Genomic DNA, 16,277 nt, shown 5'->3' with positions numbered 1-16,277 from the left:
CGCTCACGGAGTTTATCCCGCCCTGCGATCCCATTCCGCGCTCGATGCCGCCGCGTCCACCGCATCCCATCCCAACGTTCGGTGACGATGGCCAACGCCCCTTCCCCAGGAACAGGATGGGATGAGTCATACCGGTGTTTCGGGTTTCCGGAAAAGCGAAATTCTACCCGACGGGTTGATTTGTCGCATCCCGTCGGGTGGGCAGGCTTCTCAGGAAGACCCTGCGCGCCGGCTGGCAGTTCCGCTTTAGACCGCTTCCGTCCAGCTTTCCGAGAATGCCAAAGCCGACGTCGAGAATGGCCGCCCCTCGCGCTCCCGCGGCCAGGATCGCCCCTTCGCCTCGATGCCGTTGCGAACGAGCCGCGTGCCGAGCGCCGGTATCAGCACCGTGCACACGCCGTAGCGACGGTCGGGAATTTCATTCGGCTGCGAGTGGATCAGCAGCGGCTCGCCGATATCGAACCAGGTAAGCGAGATGTCTTCGCCGTGCGACCTGATGTGCTCGGTCCAGAAGTAGCGCGGATCGCCGGCTTTGGAGAATTGCGCGTCGGCACAGGGGATCGTCGTGTCGGAAAGCTCGGCATTGAGCATGCCTTGCACGGTTGTCTGCAGCCATCGCGCCATCGCGATGTTGTCGGAGTAAATGCGCCAGCGCTGTTCCGTCAACTCGCTTTTCAAATAGAGGACGTGGCCGGGACCGGCGGGCGAAAAGATGATCCGCCAATAGCTCGCCTCGGTCGAGTTCGGCTCGCCGTCCTGCGGGCTCAGGCGTATGAACGGGTTCTCGCCTGTCAGGATCGTCTTGTTGGGATCGGCAATGCTCATTGTAGCTGGTCTCCTCTCAACTTCTCGGCTGGGTTACTGTCCCGGCTCTGCGGCGCGGGCGCGACCGGACGATGCTTTTGCAACGCCGGGATGGCGCTGCACCGCGCCCCTTCGGGCCGACTTGCCTTCCGCAGACTTGACGCAGGCCACTGAGGCGTCAAGTCCACACGGCTTGACGCCAAGAGGTTTTTCCCGGTGTTTTTGCAGGGTTCAGCAGCCGGGCCCGATCGGGCCTGTTCCAGTGCGGTGCTCACGGACTGAAGCAAGCCGACCAGCACACTGCTCTGGCCCGGCGAAAGCGTCGGTCGCCGATTTGGCACGGGATTTACCGCACGGTCGAGAGGCCCGCGCCTGTCGAATTGGGTGGTCAGGTGCACGCAAAGCGGAATTGCCAGCCGCGCCAAATATTCACAGGCTCTGAGGAGCGGCGTCTTCGCCGCGTCTCGAAGGATGGCAGCAATACGGATCCATGATTCGACGTATCAGGCCCTTGGGTCTCATCGGCATTCGTTGAGAACATCCCCGAATGGTTTCTCTTTGCTTTCGATCGCGACCGCCTGCACGAGATACTCAGCGGCCAGCTTCCGCAATGCATCCTGTGTAGCAGCATCGGTCAAGGCGCTGGCATGCGCCTGACACTTGGCGGCCTGATCTCGCAAATGGAGGGAGCGTTCTGACATGGGTGACCATTCGTATGATGATTGCAGCTCAATTTGGCGTTGTCATTGGCTTGCCGCGCTTGGCCATTTCCTCGGCAAGCAATTTCAAGCGCATGTGATACCGGACCTCTCGCGAGATGGATCTTAACGCGTCAGTGCACGAGGCTCTTTGAGCTCTGAGTCGATCCTCTTTTGAGCGCTGTGGGCTGCCATGCCCTGAAGCCGCGTCTGCGTGTGCCCTGTCACGACTTTCTCGCCGATCTGAAATTGCCATTTCCACAAGTCGGGCTCGACCTGCAGAACGGTGAATTCAATGCCTTTTCGATTCATTCCCATCCTCCGGTTGTTGCCGAGGCTAAAGCAGAGCGAGACCCGGGGCTGTGCAAAACAGACCAGCCTTAATGGTAAATGCTCAGGAACTATTGTGTCGCCGGTTCTGCTTCGTTTTTTCGGCTTTCCACGAGTGAGCTAAATCGCTCACTCAAATATCTGGCGCTTCCGGAACCGACCATCTTCGCGTCTGTCCGCAGGCCATGCTGCGTTCTCACAAACACCAGCGTGCGGAAGGACTCAATGGACGGCCTTGTTCACCGCCAGAATGTCTTGCACTACAAGATACTCACCGCCGAGAGCGAGTTCGACCCGTCTCATGACGAGGATCGGCACGCAATGCTCGTGAAAATTGCTGGCGGACGAAACGGCCAAAGACAAAGAGCCCGGTTAGTCGGAACAAATGTCTTCCACGCGACTTAGGCACGTATGACCGGATACAGCCCTCCCCCCAGCGCATCCGGTGAACTTAGGGCCTCAGCACGCTGGGGCCGTTTTCTTTCCAGAGTGATCGAAAGGGCCGCATACAGCCCCGCCAGCACGCGGGGCTCGGCATTTGTCGATCGGCTTGGGCGAGCGGACGCAGGCTCGTTCCTATAGCGCGGTTACTGTTCGGAAGCGTGGCAACAAGTAACGCACCGTCATCCCTGCGCCGTTTGAGCGTTCAAGGACCAGAGTGTCGCCGACTGTAATTTCGGCTTCCATTGCGTCGCAACAGTAAGCCGACCACGAACTGCCAGTAGCGACAGATCGGCATAGTTCACCGGAATTGATCAAGACATCAATCCGACCTCCGACAGCGGCGCGGTCCAGTTGTGCCAATAACTCTTGTCGAAAGTGATCGGTAGATACCATCAGGATATCCTCCGACCAGACTACGCGCTTATTCTGCGATGATAGCGAGGGAATTCGTGACCTCGCCATGCTTTCGCACGCTTTGATCGCAGCCATCGCAGCGATATACCCGCCAGGAGAGGAATTGCGTGGTCAGGTGAAGGTCAGCCAAGTGCTCCATCTGCACGCCGAAAACTGCGCATTTCCATCCCGCCCTGCCATCCCGTTCCACGCTCGATGCCGCCGTGTCCACCGCATCCCGGGTCTGCTTCGCTGCAGGGATCACCGAGCGCTGCCATCCTTCGCGACGCGGCGAAGACGCCGCTCCTCAGGATGGGGGCCTGACTTGTTGAAACGCCACAACCTCATGCTGGAGCGAGCGACGCGAGCGTCTCGAAGCGTGGGCAGCAAGCTACTCACCGATCTCAGATAGTCGGCGCTAGATCGCCTCCACCCCGCACCATTCCGCGATGAACAGGGCCGTCGCCTTGGTGGACTTCCGCAGCGAGTCGAGATCGACATATTCGTTGAAGCCGTGCATCGCCGCTCCGGTGGCGCCGAAGCACAGGCTCGGGATGTTGTAGTTCAGCCCGTAGAACCGCGTGTCGGTGAGCGCGGTGAACACGAGGTCCTCCACAGCGCCGCCATAGACCGCGTTGAACGCCTTGCCGAAGGCGGCTTCGGCCTCGGCGGATTCCTTCAGTTCATAGCCTTCCGACAGAAAGCCGGACCATTCCACGCTGGGTGGGTTGTTGGAGAGGAAGCGGTGATCGCGCGCCGCCGCCGCGACGCAGGCCAGAATCTCGTTCTGGCAATCGGCGACCGACCAGCCCGGCAGGATCGCGATGCGGCAATCGATGTCGCACCAGGCCGGCACGCTGGAGGCCCAGTCGCCGCCCTTGATGATGCCGGGATTGAAGTTGATCGGATGCGTCACCGCCTTGAAATGGCGGTCGGCCCTGGCGCGTTCGTTCCACTCGGCCTCCAGCTTTCGCAGCGCGTGGACGAGATCATACGCCGCCATGATCGCGTTGGAGCCGATGCCGGCCTCGAACACATGCGCGGGAAAGCCGCGCACCCGCAGGCGAAACCAGATCACGCCGACCTGCGAACGCACCATCCGGCCCGAGGTCGGCTCGGGAATGAAGCAGGCATCGGCGCGGTAGCCGCGCTGCAGCGTGGAGAGCGCGCCGACGCCGGTACTCTCCTCCTCGATGACGGACTGAAAGTGAATCCGAGCGGTCGGCTTCAGGCCGGCGGACTTGATGGCGTCGAGCGCATAGAGCGCGCCGATGGTACCCGATTTCATGTCGCAGGCGCCGCGGCCATACATCCGGCCGTCCTTCATCACGGGTGAAAACGGCGGCGTCTCCCACATGTCGAGCGGGCCGGCCGGCACCACGTCGCAGTGGCCCTGCAGGATCAGCGACTTTCCGGCATTGGTGGATGGGCGGTAGGTTCCGACCACGGTGCGCGCCCTGGAGAAATCATGCTCGATCGGGCCGAAGCCGCGCAGCTCCCTCAAGTCCTCGACGTCGATATGCCAGTCGTCGACCTCGTAGCCGCGTTGGCGCAAGAGATCGCCGATCATGTCCTGGCACGGTCCCTCCGCGCCGCGGGTGGAGGGAATCGCGACGAAGTCGCAAGTGGTCGCAAGTTGCGCGTCGAAGCCGCCGTCGACGGCGTCGAGGATTCTTTGTCTGGTGTCGCTGGTCGTCGATTGCATTGCCATTCCCTTCCGTTCCGCGCCGATCAAACCATACTTTGCCCGGATTTGCTGGCGTTTTTGATCGCTTTCAGAATCGCAACCGCATCAATAGAGTGCGCGGAAATGCGCTCCCAATGGAGACTACAGATGTCCGGCAACCGCAATCTCATGTTCCTCATCATCGGCGCGCTGATCGTCGCGGTGGGCGTGCTCGGCTTCAGCCTCTACCAGGCCAAGAAGGAACCCGATGGCGTGCAGATCAATGTCGGCCCGGGCGGGCTGAAGATCCAGAGCAAGTGAGACGGGATTAGCGCTGCCATGACACGCCCGCACATCGGACGCTGCTGGATCGGACTGGCCGCCTGTCTTGCACTTTGCGCGCTGGCGCAGACGGCGACGGCGCAGACGGTGGCGCGCGAGCAGGACATAGTCGGGTTGCGGCTGGGCCAGCGCATCCTCGTCGACGACGGCTCCTGCCCCGCCGGCCAGATCAAGGAAGTCAAGGGTTCCCGGATGACGGCAAGCGGCATCGTCGCGGTCAAGAAATGCATCCCGCGGAGCGGGACCAAGACGCGATAGACGCTACCAGTTTCCGTATTTGCCGACGACGCCGCGCCAGACCGCGCTGCGTTCCCTCGCAAACGTTTCCTTTCCGACGCTCGCATTGCGGGCGGCGGCCGTGACGACCATCACGAGCTTGAGTTCGGGATCGACGAAGATCGACTGGCCGTAGACGCCGAGCATGGCGAACCTTCGCTTCTCGCCCGGAAAGGTCCAGAACTGATAGCCGTAGCCGAAGAACGGCGTGGCACGCCCCGGCGCGAACGCCGGGGGTTGCCGATGCCAGTCGGTCGCTTCGAGCAGATAGTCCAATGGCACGATCTGCCGGCCGCCGACCGCGCCGTCATTGGCCAGCAGCACCCCGAGCCGTCCGTAGTCGCGCAAGGTGGCATTGAATGCGCCCGCCCCCACCTCGGTGTCGTCCGATGTCCTGACCCATGTCGCGTCCCCTTCCGCACCCATCGGCTGCCACAGGCGCCCCGTCAGATATCCGCTGAGCGTGGTTCCCGTCACCTCGCGCAACAGCACCGTAAGGATCACCGTCTCGCTGGAGGCGTAATGAAAGCGGGCGCCCTGCGGGGCCTCGCGGGTCTGGAACATGCGCAGCGCCGCGGTCGAGCCTTGGGTGTGACGGGCGAGCGTGAACTTCCTCAGGTCGTCATTGCCGTCGTAGGTCTCGCTGAACGCCACGCCGGACGACATGCGCAGGACATTGCGTATCGAAGTTTCTCCGTAGAAGCTGCCGGCCAGCTTCGGCACGTATTGGGCGACCATATCGTCCAGCGAAGCGATCTTTCCCTCCGCAAGCGCCATCCCGATTGCGATGCTGACGATCGATTTCGCCATCGAATGGGAAACGAAGCGATGCGCCGGCGTGCGATCATATTGATAGCGCTCGAACAGCACTTCGCCGTTCCTGATCAGCAGCAGGCCGGTCACGCGCTGGCGGGCGAGAAAATCGTCCAGCTTCATGGTCCGGTTTTCGAACCGGTATTCGATGTCGGGGGGATGGGCGGCTGCCGTAAGCGGCAGCGGCGCCTCGGCCTTCCGGAGGGTGTGGTGGGGCAACAGGCTGTCGAGGTTGCTGAACGATCCAACCCGCACGCCTTCGTCGTAGAACCAGTTCGCGCGGGTGCCGATCGGATAGCCGGCGGCCTTGCCCAGTTGTGCTTCGTCGGGAGCGGCGGCGGCCGGCAGCGCCAGTGCCAGCAGCACCGCACACGGCATCAGCGTTCGCCACATGACCGTCATATCAGGAGGTTGCAGCGGTCAACTCGCCGGCTCGAACATGCATTGCAGCGTCGGCTTGGCGATCTTGGTGAAGGTGGGGCCGATCTGGGATTGCTTCGACGGCGGCACCCAGTCCGCCTCGATGGTCGGCACCCCGGTCTCGCTGATGCCGCGCAGCAACGCTTCGCGCAGGTCGGTGTCCTCGACGGTCGCGGCAGCATAGTCGTGCAGGCAGCCGCACACCGACTCCGGATGCGCCCAGCGCCCCACCATGTGGGGGGCGCACAGGCGCACGAACTCGCCGCGCGGGTCGGGCATTTTCAACAACGAACGAACCCGCTGCAGTTGAGGCGACGGGAGTTGAGGAGCCTGAAGCTGCGGCGTCTGAAGCTGCGCGACCTGGGCTTGTGCCGCCCCCATGACAAGGGTGAAGGCGAGGATCGCGGCTGAACCGATACGAAGAAGCATGATGGCCTTACCGGCAACTTTCTTGTTGGACGAGGCGGCGCCTCAGCGGGCTGCGACTACGATGACCTGAGGAGCAGCTGCGATCGGCGAGCCGTTATAGGCGAAAGTGCCGATGCCCGGAATGCTGTTTTCGGGCGAGCCGCCCATCGAGGGACCCGCCAGCACGAAGGCGAAGGCAAGGATGAAACTGAGTGTCCGCATCTGACTGTCTCCGGTCTGGCCTGCCGGCGCACCCGCCGCTTCGTCAGGCAGACTGATAACCATCGGTTGTTTCCGGACGTCTGCACCAAAAGCGGGAAATGGTTTCGTCATCGGGAGAATTGTTTCGTCGCCGGCCCTGCGACGAAACAATTGTATGTAAACTTCAATCAATTCAGTCCTATGCGGCAGGAACTCCTTACCCTCCCATCAGCGGTGTTGTTCAGACCGGGGACAAGGTGGACAGGTGTTCGGAGACATCGTGGACAGTTTCGGAGGGGATCGCGACGGGACCCGTCGTTCACTGCGCGAGGTCAGCCAATAGTTCGGCCGCCGGGGTCATGACCGGCGCCCCGCAATAAACGAAGGTGCCGACCCCCGGCACGTCGCGGTCGGCCGAACCTGCCAGCGAGGGACCGGTCAGGGCCAGCACAAGGACGATCATGAAGCTGAAGGCGCGCATCGGACTTCTCCACCTGGGATCTGTTGGCAACTCTCACCGTCGGACGTCGGCACAACCGCTCCGGTTCGAATCCAGCCGAATTTTTAATGTTTCTCTGGTGGAGAAGGCGCGTGAACCGAAGCCGCGCGGCGGCCGTCTCACACCAACGGCATGCAACCTTTCACGATGGCTGCGCGTTGTGACTTAAAATTAGGCAAGGAAAGCAGTCGTGGGCAACATCGAAGTTGGCGACAAATCCCCGGTCCGCAGCCCCGGCCAACCGATCGTCGAACGCCTGGCCGGCACCGACGGCGCGCCGGAGCGTCGGATCGAAGCGCCCAATTCCGTCAGGACCGGCCGGTCGATAAACAGCGGCGCGATGTCACAGCAGCAATGCGGCAACATCGGCAATTATTCGACGCCGCAGAAATTCGTCCGGCTCGTGGGTTGCCGTGACGCCAAGGCCGGCGGCGCCGGGCCGTGGGTGCGCCCAAAGCCGGCGAAGCCTTAACCACGATTCCGCGGGCTCAGCGGATGAAGTCACCGCATTTCTGAATCACGGCGTCGGCTCCCCACGGCATGATCGGGACGGAAGAGGTCGAATTCTTCGGCGACCCTTCGATGATCCTGTCCGAATAGACCATGTAGACCAGCACATTCCGCTTGGCGTCGCAGCCGCGGACGATCTGCATCTTCTTGAAGAACATCGAGCGCCGCTGCCGGAACATATCCTCGCCCTGCGCCGATTTGGCCTTGAAGTTGATTGGACCAATCTGACGGCAGGCCAATGATATATCGGAGACTTCCTCGGCGAGGCCGAGCCAGCCCTTGTAGCCGCCCCGCTCCGGTACCGTGAAATGGCAGGACACGCCCTCGACCTCGGGGTCGTCGACGCCATAGGTCGCCAGCTTGTCGTTGGGGCTGAGCCATTTGAACACGGTCGAGCGGCGGAAGATCAGGTCCGGTTCGTCGGCGGCATGGGCCGGCGCTGTGAGCCAGAACGACGCGCACAGCAGCGCCAGCAACGCTCCAATCCTCCATTTGGCGTCACATTGGCTGAAGGGTTGGAATGTCATTGTCATCTCCATGGCGGGTTTCCATCCATGTAGGTGCGCTGACGCTCCGCCGGAAGGCTTACCGCCAGCCCGCGGCGGTATCCGGAGGCCGGGGCCGTTTAACCGAATGTGAGGCTTTTTTGTTACGCTTGGCGCGAAAGTCGCGGAATCCACAGGGCCTACGCTGGTGAACGTGTTTTGCCTCTGCGACAACTAAGCATTCAAGACTGGGAATCGGGGATATTGCGCGTGAGCGGGCATCGAATTTCTGTTTCTGACATTGCGACCAAACGATTTTGGCAAATTGCGCTTTTGACGGTGGCAGGATCAATCGGGCTGGCGTCCCCTGCGGAAGCCTCCCGCTATTGGTCGGATTATTACGAGCCGGGATATTCGCGCGGCCGGCCCGCGCCGCAACCTCCGAAGCAGCGGGTCCGCAACCGTCAGGCCAAGAAGGTCGAAGCGCCGAAGGATTCGGTCAAGCCGCAGGGTCCGGTGATCATCGCGATCTCGATCGAGCGGCAAACGATGAAGGTCTACGACGCCAACGGATTTTTCGCGGAAACGCCGATCTCCACAGGCACCAAGGGCCATCCGACGCCGATGGGCGTCTTCAGCGTGATCCAGAAGCGCAAGCTGCACCATTCCAACATTTACAGCGGCGCGCCGATGCCGTTCATGCAGCGGATCACCTGGTCCGGCATCGCGATGCATGCCGGCGCGCTGCCGGGCTATCCGGCGTCGCACGGCTGCATCCGCATGCCGATGGCGTTCGCCGCTCGGATCTTTAACTGGACCAGGATCGGCGCGCGGGTCGTCATCACGCCGGGCGAGATCACCCCGGCCAAGTTTGCGCATCCCCTGCTCGCCGAGCAGAAGGTCGCGCCGCAACCGCAGCCGACGGTCACCCTCGAACCCGACCCGGATGCGCCGCCGGCCCCCAAGGGCGACAAAGCCGGCAAGGCCGACGCCGGACCGGCGGTCAAGTCAGCGACGGCAGAAGCCCGTCTCGATCTGCGGTCGAGCGTCGGTCACGATGGCGCGACTTCCCTTTCCCGGCGCAACCAGACCCGCACCGCCGACGCCAGCGGCGCAACCGGCGCGGTCACGATGTCGGATGCCTCGTCATCCGCAGCAGGCAAGCCTTCGTCCGATGCCCCCGAAGGCAAATCGCCGGAAGCAGCGACCGCCGACATCAAGCCTTCCGACCCCGAAACCGCCGACAGGACCGAGCCGAAGCCGGATCAGCCCGCGGCAGCGGCCGAAGCACCGGCAGCCGAAAGCGCGAAGCCGGATGAAGCGAGCCTCGCGGCGAAAGCCGGGGACATCGAGACGGAGACGCCGACAGCAGCCAATTCGCCCAACACTCCCGAAAAGACGGAAGACAAAACCGCGGACAAGGCCAGCGACAAATCCGGCGACAGTGCCACCGCGGCAGTCGATGCCCGGCCGGCCGCTCCCGATGCGGAAAAGGACCAGACCCGTCCGCCTGACGCCGAGAAGGCTGCGGCGGCGAAACCCGAACCGCCGAAGCCCGCCGGCCGGATCGCGGTGCTGGTCAGCGGCAAGGACGGCAGGCTCTACGTGCGGGAGGATTTCAAGCCGCTGTTCGATGTGCCCGTTTCGATCGCCCCGAGCGAGCGCCTGCTGGGCACGCATGTGTTTACGGCGGAGGTCGACAAGAACGATTCCAATGCGCTGCGCTGGTCGGTGGTCTCGCTGCCGGTCGCGGCGCGCAACGCGCAAAAGAACGAAGATGACCAGCGCCCGTCGCGGCGACGCAAGGTCGCCGGCGTCGTGCCGGCCGAAGTGAAGCAGCCGATACCGGCGCCCAACAGCCCGGCCGAGGCGCTGGACCGCATCACGATCCCGCCGGAAGCCATGGCCCGCATCGCAGAGGCGCTCGGCACCGGCGGCTCGATCGTGGTGTCCGACCACGGCGTCAACCGGGGCGGCGAAACCGGCGAAGGCACCGATTTCATCGTTCCTCTGCGTTAACGGGCAAGCCGCGGTCGCCTGACTGCCGTCGCTTTGCGGCGGCGGCTAAGCTAAGACCGCGGGCATGAGCCAGCTTCCCGCCCCGGACCCCGCGTCCGCGCCGCCAGCGCCCGCGGCGGATGACGCCTTTGACCGGCTCAATCTTTTGGGCTGGCGATGGGGACTGGCGGCGCTTGTCGCCGGCCTGGCGGGCTCGTTTTTCCTGTTCGGCTACGCGCTGGTCTACTGGCGCAACGCCGACATGGATTTCATGGTGGTCTACAACGCGCTCGTCCTCAATGACGGCAAGCCGCAGCGGTTCTTCGACCATACCGCCTACCTCACCATCCTCTCGGTACAATACTGGTTTCGGCTGCTCCACGGGACCGGCCTGCTCGACGCCTGGACGCTGTCCGCGATTCCGCCGGCATCGGATGTCGCCGGCTTCGACGCCGCCATGACGTCCGCGGTTCGCGCTGGACGCCTGCTGGCGCTGCTGACCGCGACCGGCTGCGTGCTGATTTTCGCCGGCTTGATCCGCTGCGTGGTGCGCGACTGGCGGATCGCGATGATGGCCACCTTCGCCTTCGCCTTCTCCGGCGGCGTCGCCGTGCACTCGCGAATCCTGCGCAGCGAACTGCTGGCGGCCTGTCCCGTCATCTTCGCGCTCCTGATCCTGATCATGGTCGGCCGCCGCGCCGGACTGGCGCGTCCGCTGGCGATGGCCGCCGCCGGCGCATTGTGCGTGCTCGGGCTCGAGAACAAGGTGCAGGCGATCCTGCTGATCGGCGCGCTGCCGATCGTGATCCTGCCGTTCGGAAGCGCCGCCGGCGCCAGCGTGGCGTTCTGGCGCCATTCGCCCATGCGCTGGGCGGTCATGTTCGCCGCGGCCGCCGCCGCCCTGGCCGCCGTCGCGGCGGCATGGCCGATCCTCGCCACCGGCTTCGACCGCGCCTTGCTGGAAGCCGCCCAGTTTCGTCCCTTGCTGCTCGGCCGCTTCGGCATTTACCAGGCTGCGCTGATGGCGCTGGCCGGCGGCTGCATGGTCGCCTATGCCGCGATCTGGCGCGTCAGCGTCGCCGAGACCGTGACGTCGATATTCGCCATCGCCGCCGGCGCGTCGATTGCGCTGCTCGCGCTCAACATCGAATACAACACCGGCAATGTCATTGCCGTCGCCAATCCGCTGGAGAAGATGCTGTCGTTTGCCGATGCCGGCACCACCGACGCCGCATTCGCATCCGGCCCATGGGGAATTCTGACGCTGCTCGACGGCATCGGATCGGTGCTGGCGCGCTATACGTTCGTGCTGCATCCGTCACCGCGCCCGGCGATGTTCCTGCCATGGCTGATCGTCCCGTTCATCATCCATGCGTGGCGGCGCGGCGAAAGACTGGCGGCGATTCAGGCCCTGGTGCTGCTGCTGGCGGCGATCGGAATCGACACGCTGACGGTGCGCCGCGGATTGAAGTCCGAGTATTTCGTCTTCACCGATCCCCTGCTCATCCTGGCCTGCGCTGTCCTTCTGGAGTCTCTGGGCGATCTGCGCTTTCACAAATGGGCCTATGCCGTCGGCGCGATCCTGTTCACCCTGCATATCGTCGTCGGCCAGGCCGAGGCAGTCAAATACGCCACCAAGCGCAGCGGGCCGCAATCGATCTGCGAATGGAACCAGCAATACCTGCCGCTGCTGCCACTGCCCTGGTGCCCGAACCGGCCGTAACGGGTTGTTGAAAGCGGCCGCGCGCCGGCTGCGCTATCCTCTTCACGCCAAGCCTGAGAGAGGTGACCATGATCGACCGCAGGACAATCCTCACCGCGGCGCTTGCCGCGATCGCAGGCACGGCCGCGATACGCGGCGCCCGGGCGCAAGCCGTCAGTCGCATCACGGCCTATGCGTTTTCGTTTCCGGCGCTGGCCGGCGGCGATATCCGGCTCGCCGATCATGCCGGCCGTCCGCTGCTGGTGGTCAATACGGCGTCGTTGTGCGGCTTCACCCCGCAATATGCCGGCCTGCAGGAATTGTGGACGGAGTTTCACGGCCGCGGGCTGATGATCCTGGGCGTCCCCTCCAACGATTTCGGCGGACAGGAGCCCGGCGGCGCGACCGAGATCGCGCACACCGCGCAGCAGCACGGCGCAACCTTTCCGATCGCGGCAAAGGCCGTCGTGAAGGGCCCGAATGCGCACCCTTTCTACAAATGGGCCGCGGATATCAGGCCCAGGGATGTTCCTCGCTGGAACTTCCACAAATACCTGATCGGTCGCGACGGCTATATCGCCGACGTCTTTCCCGAGTCCGTCGCGCCATCGGATACGCGGGTCAAAACCGCCATCGCGCGGGCGCTCGCGGACTCCTGAAACCGGGGAATCGCCGGCTTTGGATTAAATCCCCTTGCCGTGGCTTCGCGCGCCCAATTAGGCTAATATGGCCAAGGCAGGAATGCGCCGGGCGAGCGCAACGGCCCCGGGGGCACGGGATCAATTTTTTAAGGAAAATCAGATGCGTATTGCGGCAGGTTTGATCTTTGCGGGCATGGTTTCGCTGTGTGCAACGGGCGCGGCATGGTCGCAGGCCCCCGCCGCCAAGGGTGCGGCGCCACAAGCTACGGCCGCTGCGCCGGCGGCTGCGGCTGCGCCGGCCCCTGCTCCCGCGCCGGCCCCTGCGCCCGCCAAAGCCGCCTGCGCCAATCCCGACGCGCTGGGGATCGGCCGCATCGTGGAAATCGACACCACCGGCGGCCCCGGTTTCGGGTTCGAGCATTTCAAACAGCTCGATTTCCTGCGTGACAAGGAAGTCGTGCTGACGTTCGACGACGGTCCGTGGCCGGTCAACACCCCCTCGGTGCTGAAGACCCTGGCCGACGAATGCACCAAGGCCATCTTCTTCCCGATCGGGAAGCACGCGTCCTATTATCCCGAAATCCTGAAGCAGGTGGCCGCCGCCGGACACACGGTGGGCTCGCACACCTGGTCGCACGCCAACCTCAACAACAAGAAGCTGACCGAGGCGCAGCGCAAGGAAGAGATCGAGAAAGGTTTCAGCGCGGTGAAATGGGCGCTCGGCGCATCGCCCGCGCCGTTCTTCCGCTTTCCGGCCCTGCAGCATCCGCCCGAAATGGTCACCTATGCCGGCGAGCGCAACATCGGTATTTTCTCCACCGATCTCGACTCCTTCGACTTCAAGGCGAGGAAGGCCCAGACCATCATCGACACCGTGATGCGCAAGGTGGACAAGATGGGCAAGGGCATCATCCTGATGCACGACTTCCAGAAACATACCGGGGAAGCCCTGCCCGAACTGCTGCGCAAATTGAAAGCTGGCGGCTACAAGGTCGTGCACATGAGGGCCAAGGCGCCGGTGGTGACCATCGCGGAATACGACGAGAGCGTCATCAAGGACATGAAGCTTCCGACCGTGAGCGGCCGCCCGCTGAACAGCGTGGTGCAGACGGTTTCGGAATAGCCCTGGCCGCAAGCAACAACGCCGGTGCCGGCCCTGCGCATCGACGGCTACGTCATCGTCTCCGCCGACGGCATGCTGGCGGACGCCGCCGGCGTGATGCCGGCCGAGCTGAAATTCGAGGGCGACAAGCAATTCTTCACCGCCGCCCTCGATCAGGTCGACCTGATCGTGCATGGCCGCAATTCGTTCGAAGATCAGCCGAACTCGCCGCAGCGAAAGCGGATCATCCTGACCCGGTCGGTCGGCGCGCTGGCGCCGGATCCTGCCAATCCCAGGGCAACCTTGTGGAACCCCGCCGGCTCCACGTTCGAGGCCGCCTGCGAACGCGCCGGGGTGCGCGCGGGCACCATCGCCGTGATCGGCGGGCCTGACGTGTTCGAGATGTTCATGGACCGCTACGACACCTTCTGGCTGTCGCTGGCGCCGCGCGTAAAACTGCCGGGCGGCCAGCCGGTCTTCCCCGGCGTGCCCGCGCGCTCGCCCCAGCAGATCCTGGCTGGGCATGGCCTCAACGCCGGCGAAGCGCGGATGCTCGACAGTACCGAGGGCGTCAGCGTCACGCCATGGCGGCGGGTTGCTCAGACATCGCCATAGGCCGGTTCCGGCGTCTGCGACGAGCCGCCGTAGCCGGCGATGATGAACAGCGCGCCGATGATCGACAGGTTCTTCAGCGCCTCGGTCAGCATCTTGCCATCCGAGGGCGACGGCTGATTCCAGAAGTCATGAAAATAGAAAGTGGCAGCACCCACGAAGAAAATCAGCAGAACGGCAAAGAACCGCGCGCCGAAATTGAGCGCGATCATCAATCCGGCGATCGCCTCGAAGGCCCCTACGACAATGGCGAGCATTTGCGGCATCGGCATTCCCGTGATGCCTTCGAGTTGCGTCACTTAGGGCGCCAGCAGCGCGGGCAACGTCGCCACAACCTTGGTTGCGATCGCGTCCGATGTGGCCTGGATGCCGAAAAGCTTGGCCGCTCCCGAATACATAAAGAGCACGGCGAACAGGATGCGTCCGAAAGTCACAAACGCTGGCATGATTGGCCTCGTTGGATGCTGAAATTACCGAAGTCGTGCCGGCCAAGCGAGTATGGGCGCTCCAGCGGGGCTTTTCAAACGCTCAAATCAAATCCCGAACGAACGACAGACGTGGGCCGGCTTGCTTTCGTCCGACCTATCCGAACAAGGTGGGCTGCTGGCGGCCGGCGCGCTCCTGGGCTTCGACGGCGGCGACCGCGGTCATGTTGAGAATGCCGCGCGCGGTCACCGAGGGGGTGAGGATGTGCGCCGGGCGCGAGGGTCCTATCAGGATCGGCCCCACCGGAAGCGCGTCGGCCAGTACCTTGATCATCTGATAGGCGACATTGGCGGTATCGAGGTTCGGCATGATCAGGATATTGGCGACGCCTTCCAGGTTCGAATGCGGCAGGATCATATTGCGCGCGGCCTCGGAAAGCGCGGTGTCACCCTGCATCTCGCCGTCGGCCTCGATTTCGGGATGGTTCTGCTTCAGCAGCGCGGAGGCGCGGCGCATCTTGCGCGAGGAGTCCGTATCATAGCTTCCGAAGTCGGAATGTGACACGAACGCGATCTTGGGCTTGATGTTGAAGCGCTGCACATGGATCGCCGCCAGCGCCGCCACCTCCGCGAGCTCCTCGGCGGTCGGGTGCGGCCTCACCTGGGTGTCGGCGATGAAATAGGCTCCCTTGCTGGTGATCATCAGCGCCAGTGCCGCGAAGTCGCTGACGCCGGGCATGAAGCCGACGATCTCGCGGACGTGGCGCAGATGGCTCATGTAACGGCCCTCGACGCCGCAGATCATGGCGTCGGCTTCGCCGCGCATCACCGCGAGGGCGGCGATCACGGTGGCATTGGTGCGCACCACCGTGCGGGCCGCATCCGGTGTCACGCCGTGCCGGCCGGCGACATCGATATAGGACTGCACATAGGAGCGGTAGCGCGGATCGTCCTCGGGGTTGACGAGATCGAAATCCTGACCGGCCCGGATCGACAGGCCGAACCGCTTGATCCGCGCCTCCACCACCGAGGGACGTCCGACCAGGATCGGGCGCGCCAGCTTCTCCTCCAGCACGACCTGGGTCGCGTGCAGCACGCGCTCGTCCTCGCCTTCGGCATAGATCACGCGGACCGGCTGGGTCCTGGCCTTGGCGAACATCGGCTTCATGACGAGGCCGGAACGGAACGCGAAGCGCTCCAGCTGGGCGCTGTAGTCGTCGAAATCAGCGATCGGCCGCGAGGCGACGCCCGATTCCATCGCCGCCTTCGCCACCGCCGGCGCAATGCGCAGGATCAGCCGCGGATCGAAAGGACTCGGGATCAGCGATCCCGGCCCGAACCCCTGCGTTTCGCCGCTGTCAAAACCGGGCGCCACCGCATCCGACGGCGGATCGCGCGCCAGTTGCGCGATGGCATCGACCGCGGCCTTCTTCATCTCCTCGTTGATGGCGGTGGCGCCGACGTCGAGCGCGCCGCGAAAGATGAAGGGAAAGCACAGGACGTTGTTG

Annotated in this window: 18 protein-coding genes and 1 pseudogene; 8 read left to right on the top strand and 11 right to left on the bottom strand. The window is 63.8% G+C overall.

The window, feature by feature from the left end; genetic code table 11:
* Positions 1-246: 246 nt before the first annotated feature.
* From Q8R73_RS05055 to Q8R73_RS05040, 4 genes are all read right to left on the bottom strand, one after another.
* Complete coding sequence (locus tag Q8R73_RS05055) at positions 247-825, bottom strand: hypothetical protein (RefSeq protein WP_305718439.1); 579 nt, start codon at positions 823-825, stop codon at positions 247-249.
* A 497-nt stretch (positions 826-1,322) separates the two neighbouring features.
* The gene (locus Q8R73_RS05050; protein ID WP_305718438.1) at positions 1,323-1,505 is read right to left on the bottom strand and encodes a hypothetical protein; all 183 of its coding nucleotides are present in this window, start codon (positions 1,503-1,505) and stop codon (positions 1,323-1,325) included.
* Positions 1,506-1,628: 123 nt separating this feature from the next.
* Positions 1,629-1,814, bottom strand: a complete 186-nt coding sequence (locus Q8R73_RS05045; RefSeq protein ID WP_305718437.1) for a hypothetical protein — start codon at positions 1,812-1,814, stop codon at positions 1,629-1,631.
* 1,273 nt (positions 1,815-3,087) lie between these two features.
* Positions 3,088-4,374 carry an ArgE/DapE family deacylase gene (locus Q8R73_RS05040; RefSeq protein WP_305718436.1) on the bottom strand — a complete coding sequence of 429 codons (1,287 nt, stop codon included), beginning with the start codon at positions 4,372-4,374 and terminating at the stop codon, positions 3,088-3,090.
* Positions 4,375-4,503: 129 nt separating this feature from the next.
* On the opposite strand from Q8R73_RS05040, the gene Q8R73_RS05035 reads away from it, so the two are divergent.
* Together Q8R73_RS05035 and Q8R73_RS05030 are read left to right on the top strand one after the other, a co-directional pair.
* Positions 4,504-4,656, top strand: a complete 153-nt coding sequence (locus Q8R73_RS05035; RefSeq protein ID WP_305718435.1) for a hypothetical protein — start codon at positions 4,504-4,506, stop codon at positions 4,654-4,656.
* An 18-nt stretch (positions 4,657-4,674) separates the two neighbouring features.
* Entirely contained in the window at positions 4,675-4,935 is a 261-nt protein-coding gene (locus Q8R73_RS05030; RefSeq protein WP_305718434.1) for a DUF6719 family protein, read from the top strand.
* Between the two features lie 3 nt (positions 4,936-4,938).
* Here the strand turns inward: Q8R73_RS05030 and Q8R73_RS05025 are convergent, their stop codons facing one another.
* The 4 genes from Q8R73_RS05025 to Q8R73_RS05010 form a co-directional block, all read right to left on the bottom strand.
* The gene (locus Q8R73_RS05025; protein WP_305718433.1) at positions 4,939-6,159 is read right to left on the bottom strand and encodes a serine hydrolase; all 1,221 of its coding nucleotides are present in this window, start codon (positions 6,157-6,159) and stop codon (positions 4,939-4,941) included.
* Between the two features lie 27 nt (positions 6,160-6,186).
* Positions 6,187-6,615 carry a hypothetical protein gene (locus Q8R73_RS05020; RefSeq protein ID WP_305718432.1) on the bottom strand — a complete coding sequence of 143 codons (429 nt, stop codon included), beginning with the start codon at positions 6,613-6,615 and terminating at the stop codon, positions 6,187-6,189.
* A gap of 42 nt (positions 6,616-6,657) precedes the next feature.
* A complete protein-coding gene (locus Q8R73_RS05015; RefSeq protein WP_305718431.1) occupies positions 6,658-6,879 on the bottom strand; it encodes a hypothetical protein in 222 nt (73 codons plus the stop codon).
* 235 nt (positions 6,880-7,114) lie between these two features.
* Complete coding sequence (locus Q8R73_RS05010) at positions 7,115-7,276, bottom strand: hypothetical protein (protein ID WP_305718430.1); 162 nt, start codon at positions 7,274-7,276, stop codon at positions 7,115-7,117.
* A gap of 208 nt (positions 7,277-7,484) precedes the next feature.
* Between Q8R73_RS05010 and Q8R73_RS05005 the strand changes: the two genes are divergently transcribed.
* Positions 7,485-7,766, top strand: coding sequence for a hypothetical protein (locus Q8R73_RS05005; protein WP_305718429.1), 282 nt, complete (start codon positions 7,485-7,487; stop codon positions 7,764-7,766).
* A 16-nt stretch (positions 7,767-7,782) separates the two neighbouring features.
* On the opposite strand, the gene Q8R73_RS05000 is transcribed toward Q8R73_RS05005, so the two are convergent.
* Positions 7,783-8,331: a CreA family protein gene (locus Q8R73_RS05000; protein ID WP_305718428.1), complete on the bottom strand. Its 549-nt coding sequence runs from the start codon at positions 8,329-8,331 to the stop codon at positions 7,783-7,785.
* A 297-nt stretch (positions 8,332-8,628) separates the two neighbouring features.
* On the opposite strand from Q8R73_RS05000, the gene Q8R73_RS04995 reads away from it, so the two are divergent.
* The 5 genes from Q8R73_RS04995 (at position 8,629) to Q8R73_RS04975 (ending at position 14,347) form a co-directional block, all read left to right on the top strand.
* Entirely contained in the window at positions 8,629-10,308 is a 1,680-nt protein-coding gene (locus tag Q8R73_RS04995) for a L,D-transpeptidase (RefSeq protein ID WP_305718427.1), read from the top strand.
* Positions 10,309-10,372: 64 nt separating this feature from the next.
* Entirely contained in the window at positions 10,373-12,010 is a 1,638-nt protein-coding gene (locus tag Q8R73_RS04990; RefSeq protein WP_305718426.1) for a hypothetical protein, read from the top strand.
* A 68-nt stretch (positions 12,011-12,078) separates the two neighbouring features.
* A complete protein-coding gene (locus Q8R73_RS04985; RefSeq protein ID WP_305718425.1) occupies positions 12,079-12,648 on the top strand; it encodes a glutathione peroxidase in 570 nt (189 codons plus the stop codon).
* Between the two features lie 142 nt (positions 12,649-12,790).
* Positions 12,791-13,753 carry a polysaccharide deacetylase family protein gene (locus tag Q8R73_RS04980; protein ID WP_305718424.1) on the top strand — a complete coding sequence of 321 codons (963 nt, stop codon included), beginning with the start codon at positions 12,791-12,793 and terminating at the stop codon, positions 13,751-13,753.
* A gap of 72 nt (positions 13,754-13,825) precedes the next feature.
* Positions 13,826-14,347, top strand: coding sequence for a dihydrofolate reductase (locus Q8R73_RS04975; RefSeq protein WP_371126037.1), 522 nt, complete (start codon positions 13,826-13,828; stop codon positions 14,345-14,347).
* On the opposite strand, the pseudogene Q8R73_RS04970 reads toward Q8R73_RS04975, so the two are convergent.
* Positions 14,332-14,790 (bottom strand): annotated as a pseudogene (locus Q8R73_RS04970) (DoxX family protein). The gene Q8R73_RS04975 and the pseudogene Q8R73_RS04970 overlap by 16 nt on opposite strands.
* 136 nt (positions 14,791-14,926) lie before the next feature.
* A partial coding sequence (locus tag Q8R73_RS04965; RefSeq protein WP_305718422.1) for a phosphate acyltransferase occupies positions 14,927-16,277 on the bottom strand: 1,351 nt, incomplete at its 5' end.

Source organism: Bradyrhizobium sp. (assembly GCF_030697065.1).
Lineage (GTDB): Bacteria > Pseudomonadota > Alphaproteobacteria > Rhizobiales > Xanthobacteraceae > Bradyrhizobium.
This window is presented reverse-complemented; position numbering and strand designations above follow the sequence as displayed.

Excerpts from the sequence above, each read along its gene's own strand:
- Q8R73_RS05055 (WP_305718439.1), bottom strand. The coding sequence starts at position 825 with ATGAGCATTGCCGATCCCAACAAGACGATCCTGACAGGCGAGAACCCG.
- Q8R73_RS05050 (WP_305718438.1), bottom strand. The coding sequence starts at position 1,505 with ATGTCAGAACGCTCCCTCCATTTGCGAGATCAGGCCGCCAAGTGTCAG.
- Q8R73_RS05015 (WP_305718431.1), bottom strand. The coding sequence starts at position 6,879 with ATGGTTATCAGTCTGCCTGACGAAGCGGCGGGTGCGCCGGCAGGCCAG.
- Q8R73_RS04985 (WP_305718425.1), top strand. The coding sequence starts at position 12,079 with ATGATCGACCGCAGGACAATCCTCACCGCGGCGCTTGCCGCGATCGCA.
- Q8R73_RS05045 (WP_305718437.1), bottom strand. The coding sequence starts at position 1,814 with ATGAATCGAAAAGGCATTGAATTCACCGTTCTGCAGGTCGAGCCCGAC.
- Q8R73_RS05020 (WP_305718432.1), bottom strand. The coding sequence starts at position 6,615 with ATGCTTCTTCGTATCGGTTCAGCCGCGATCCTCGCCTTCACCCTTGTC.
- Q8R73_RS05035 (WP_305718435.1), top strand. The coding sequence starts at position 4,504 with ATGTCCGGCAACCGCAATCTCATGTTCCTCATCATCGGCGCGCTGATC.
- Q8R73_RS04980 (WP_305718424.1), top strand. The coding sequence starts at position 12,791 with ATGCGTATTGCGGCAGGTTTGATCTTTGCGGGCATGGTTTCGCTGTGT.
- Q8R73_RS05025 (WP_305718433.1), bottom strand. The coding sequence starts at position 6,159 with ATGTGGCGAACGCTGATGCCGTGTGCGGTGCTGCTGGCACTGGCGCTG.
- Q8R73_RS04975 (WP_371126037.1), top strand. The coding sequence starts at position 13,826 with ATGCTGGCGGACGCCGCCGGCGTGATGCCGGCCGAGCTGAAATTCGAG.
- Q8R73_RS05040 (WP_305718436.1), bottom strand. The coding sequence starts at position 4,374 with ATGCAATCGACGACCAGCGACACCAGACAAAGAATCCTCGACGCCGTC.
- Q8R73_RS05000 (WP_305718428.1), bottom strand. The coding sequence starts at position 8,331 with ATGACATTCCAACCCTTCAGCCAATGTGACGCCAAATGGAGGATTGGA.
- Q8R73_RS05010 (WP_305718430.1), bottom strand. The coding sequence starts at position 7,276 with ATGCGCGCCTTCAGCTTCATGATCGTCCTTGTGCTGGCCCTGACCGGT.
- Q8R73_RS04990 (WP_305718426.1), top strand. The coding sequence starts at position 10,373 with ATGAGCCAGCTTCCCGCCCCGGACCCCGCGTCCGCGCCGCCAGCGCCC.
- Q8R73_RS05030 (WP_305718434.1), top strand. The coding sequence starts at position 4,675 with ATGACACGCCCGCACATCGGACGCTGCTGGATCGGACTGGCCGCCTGT.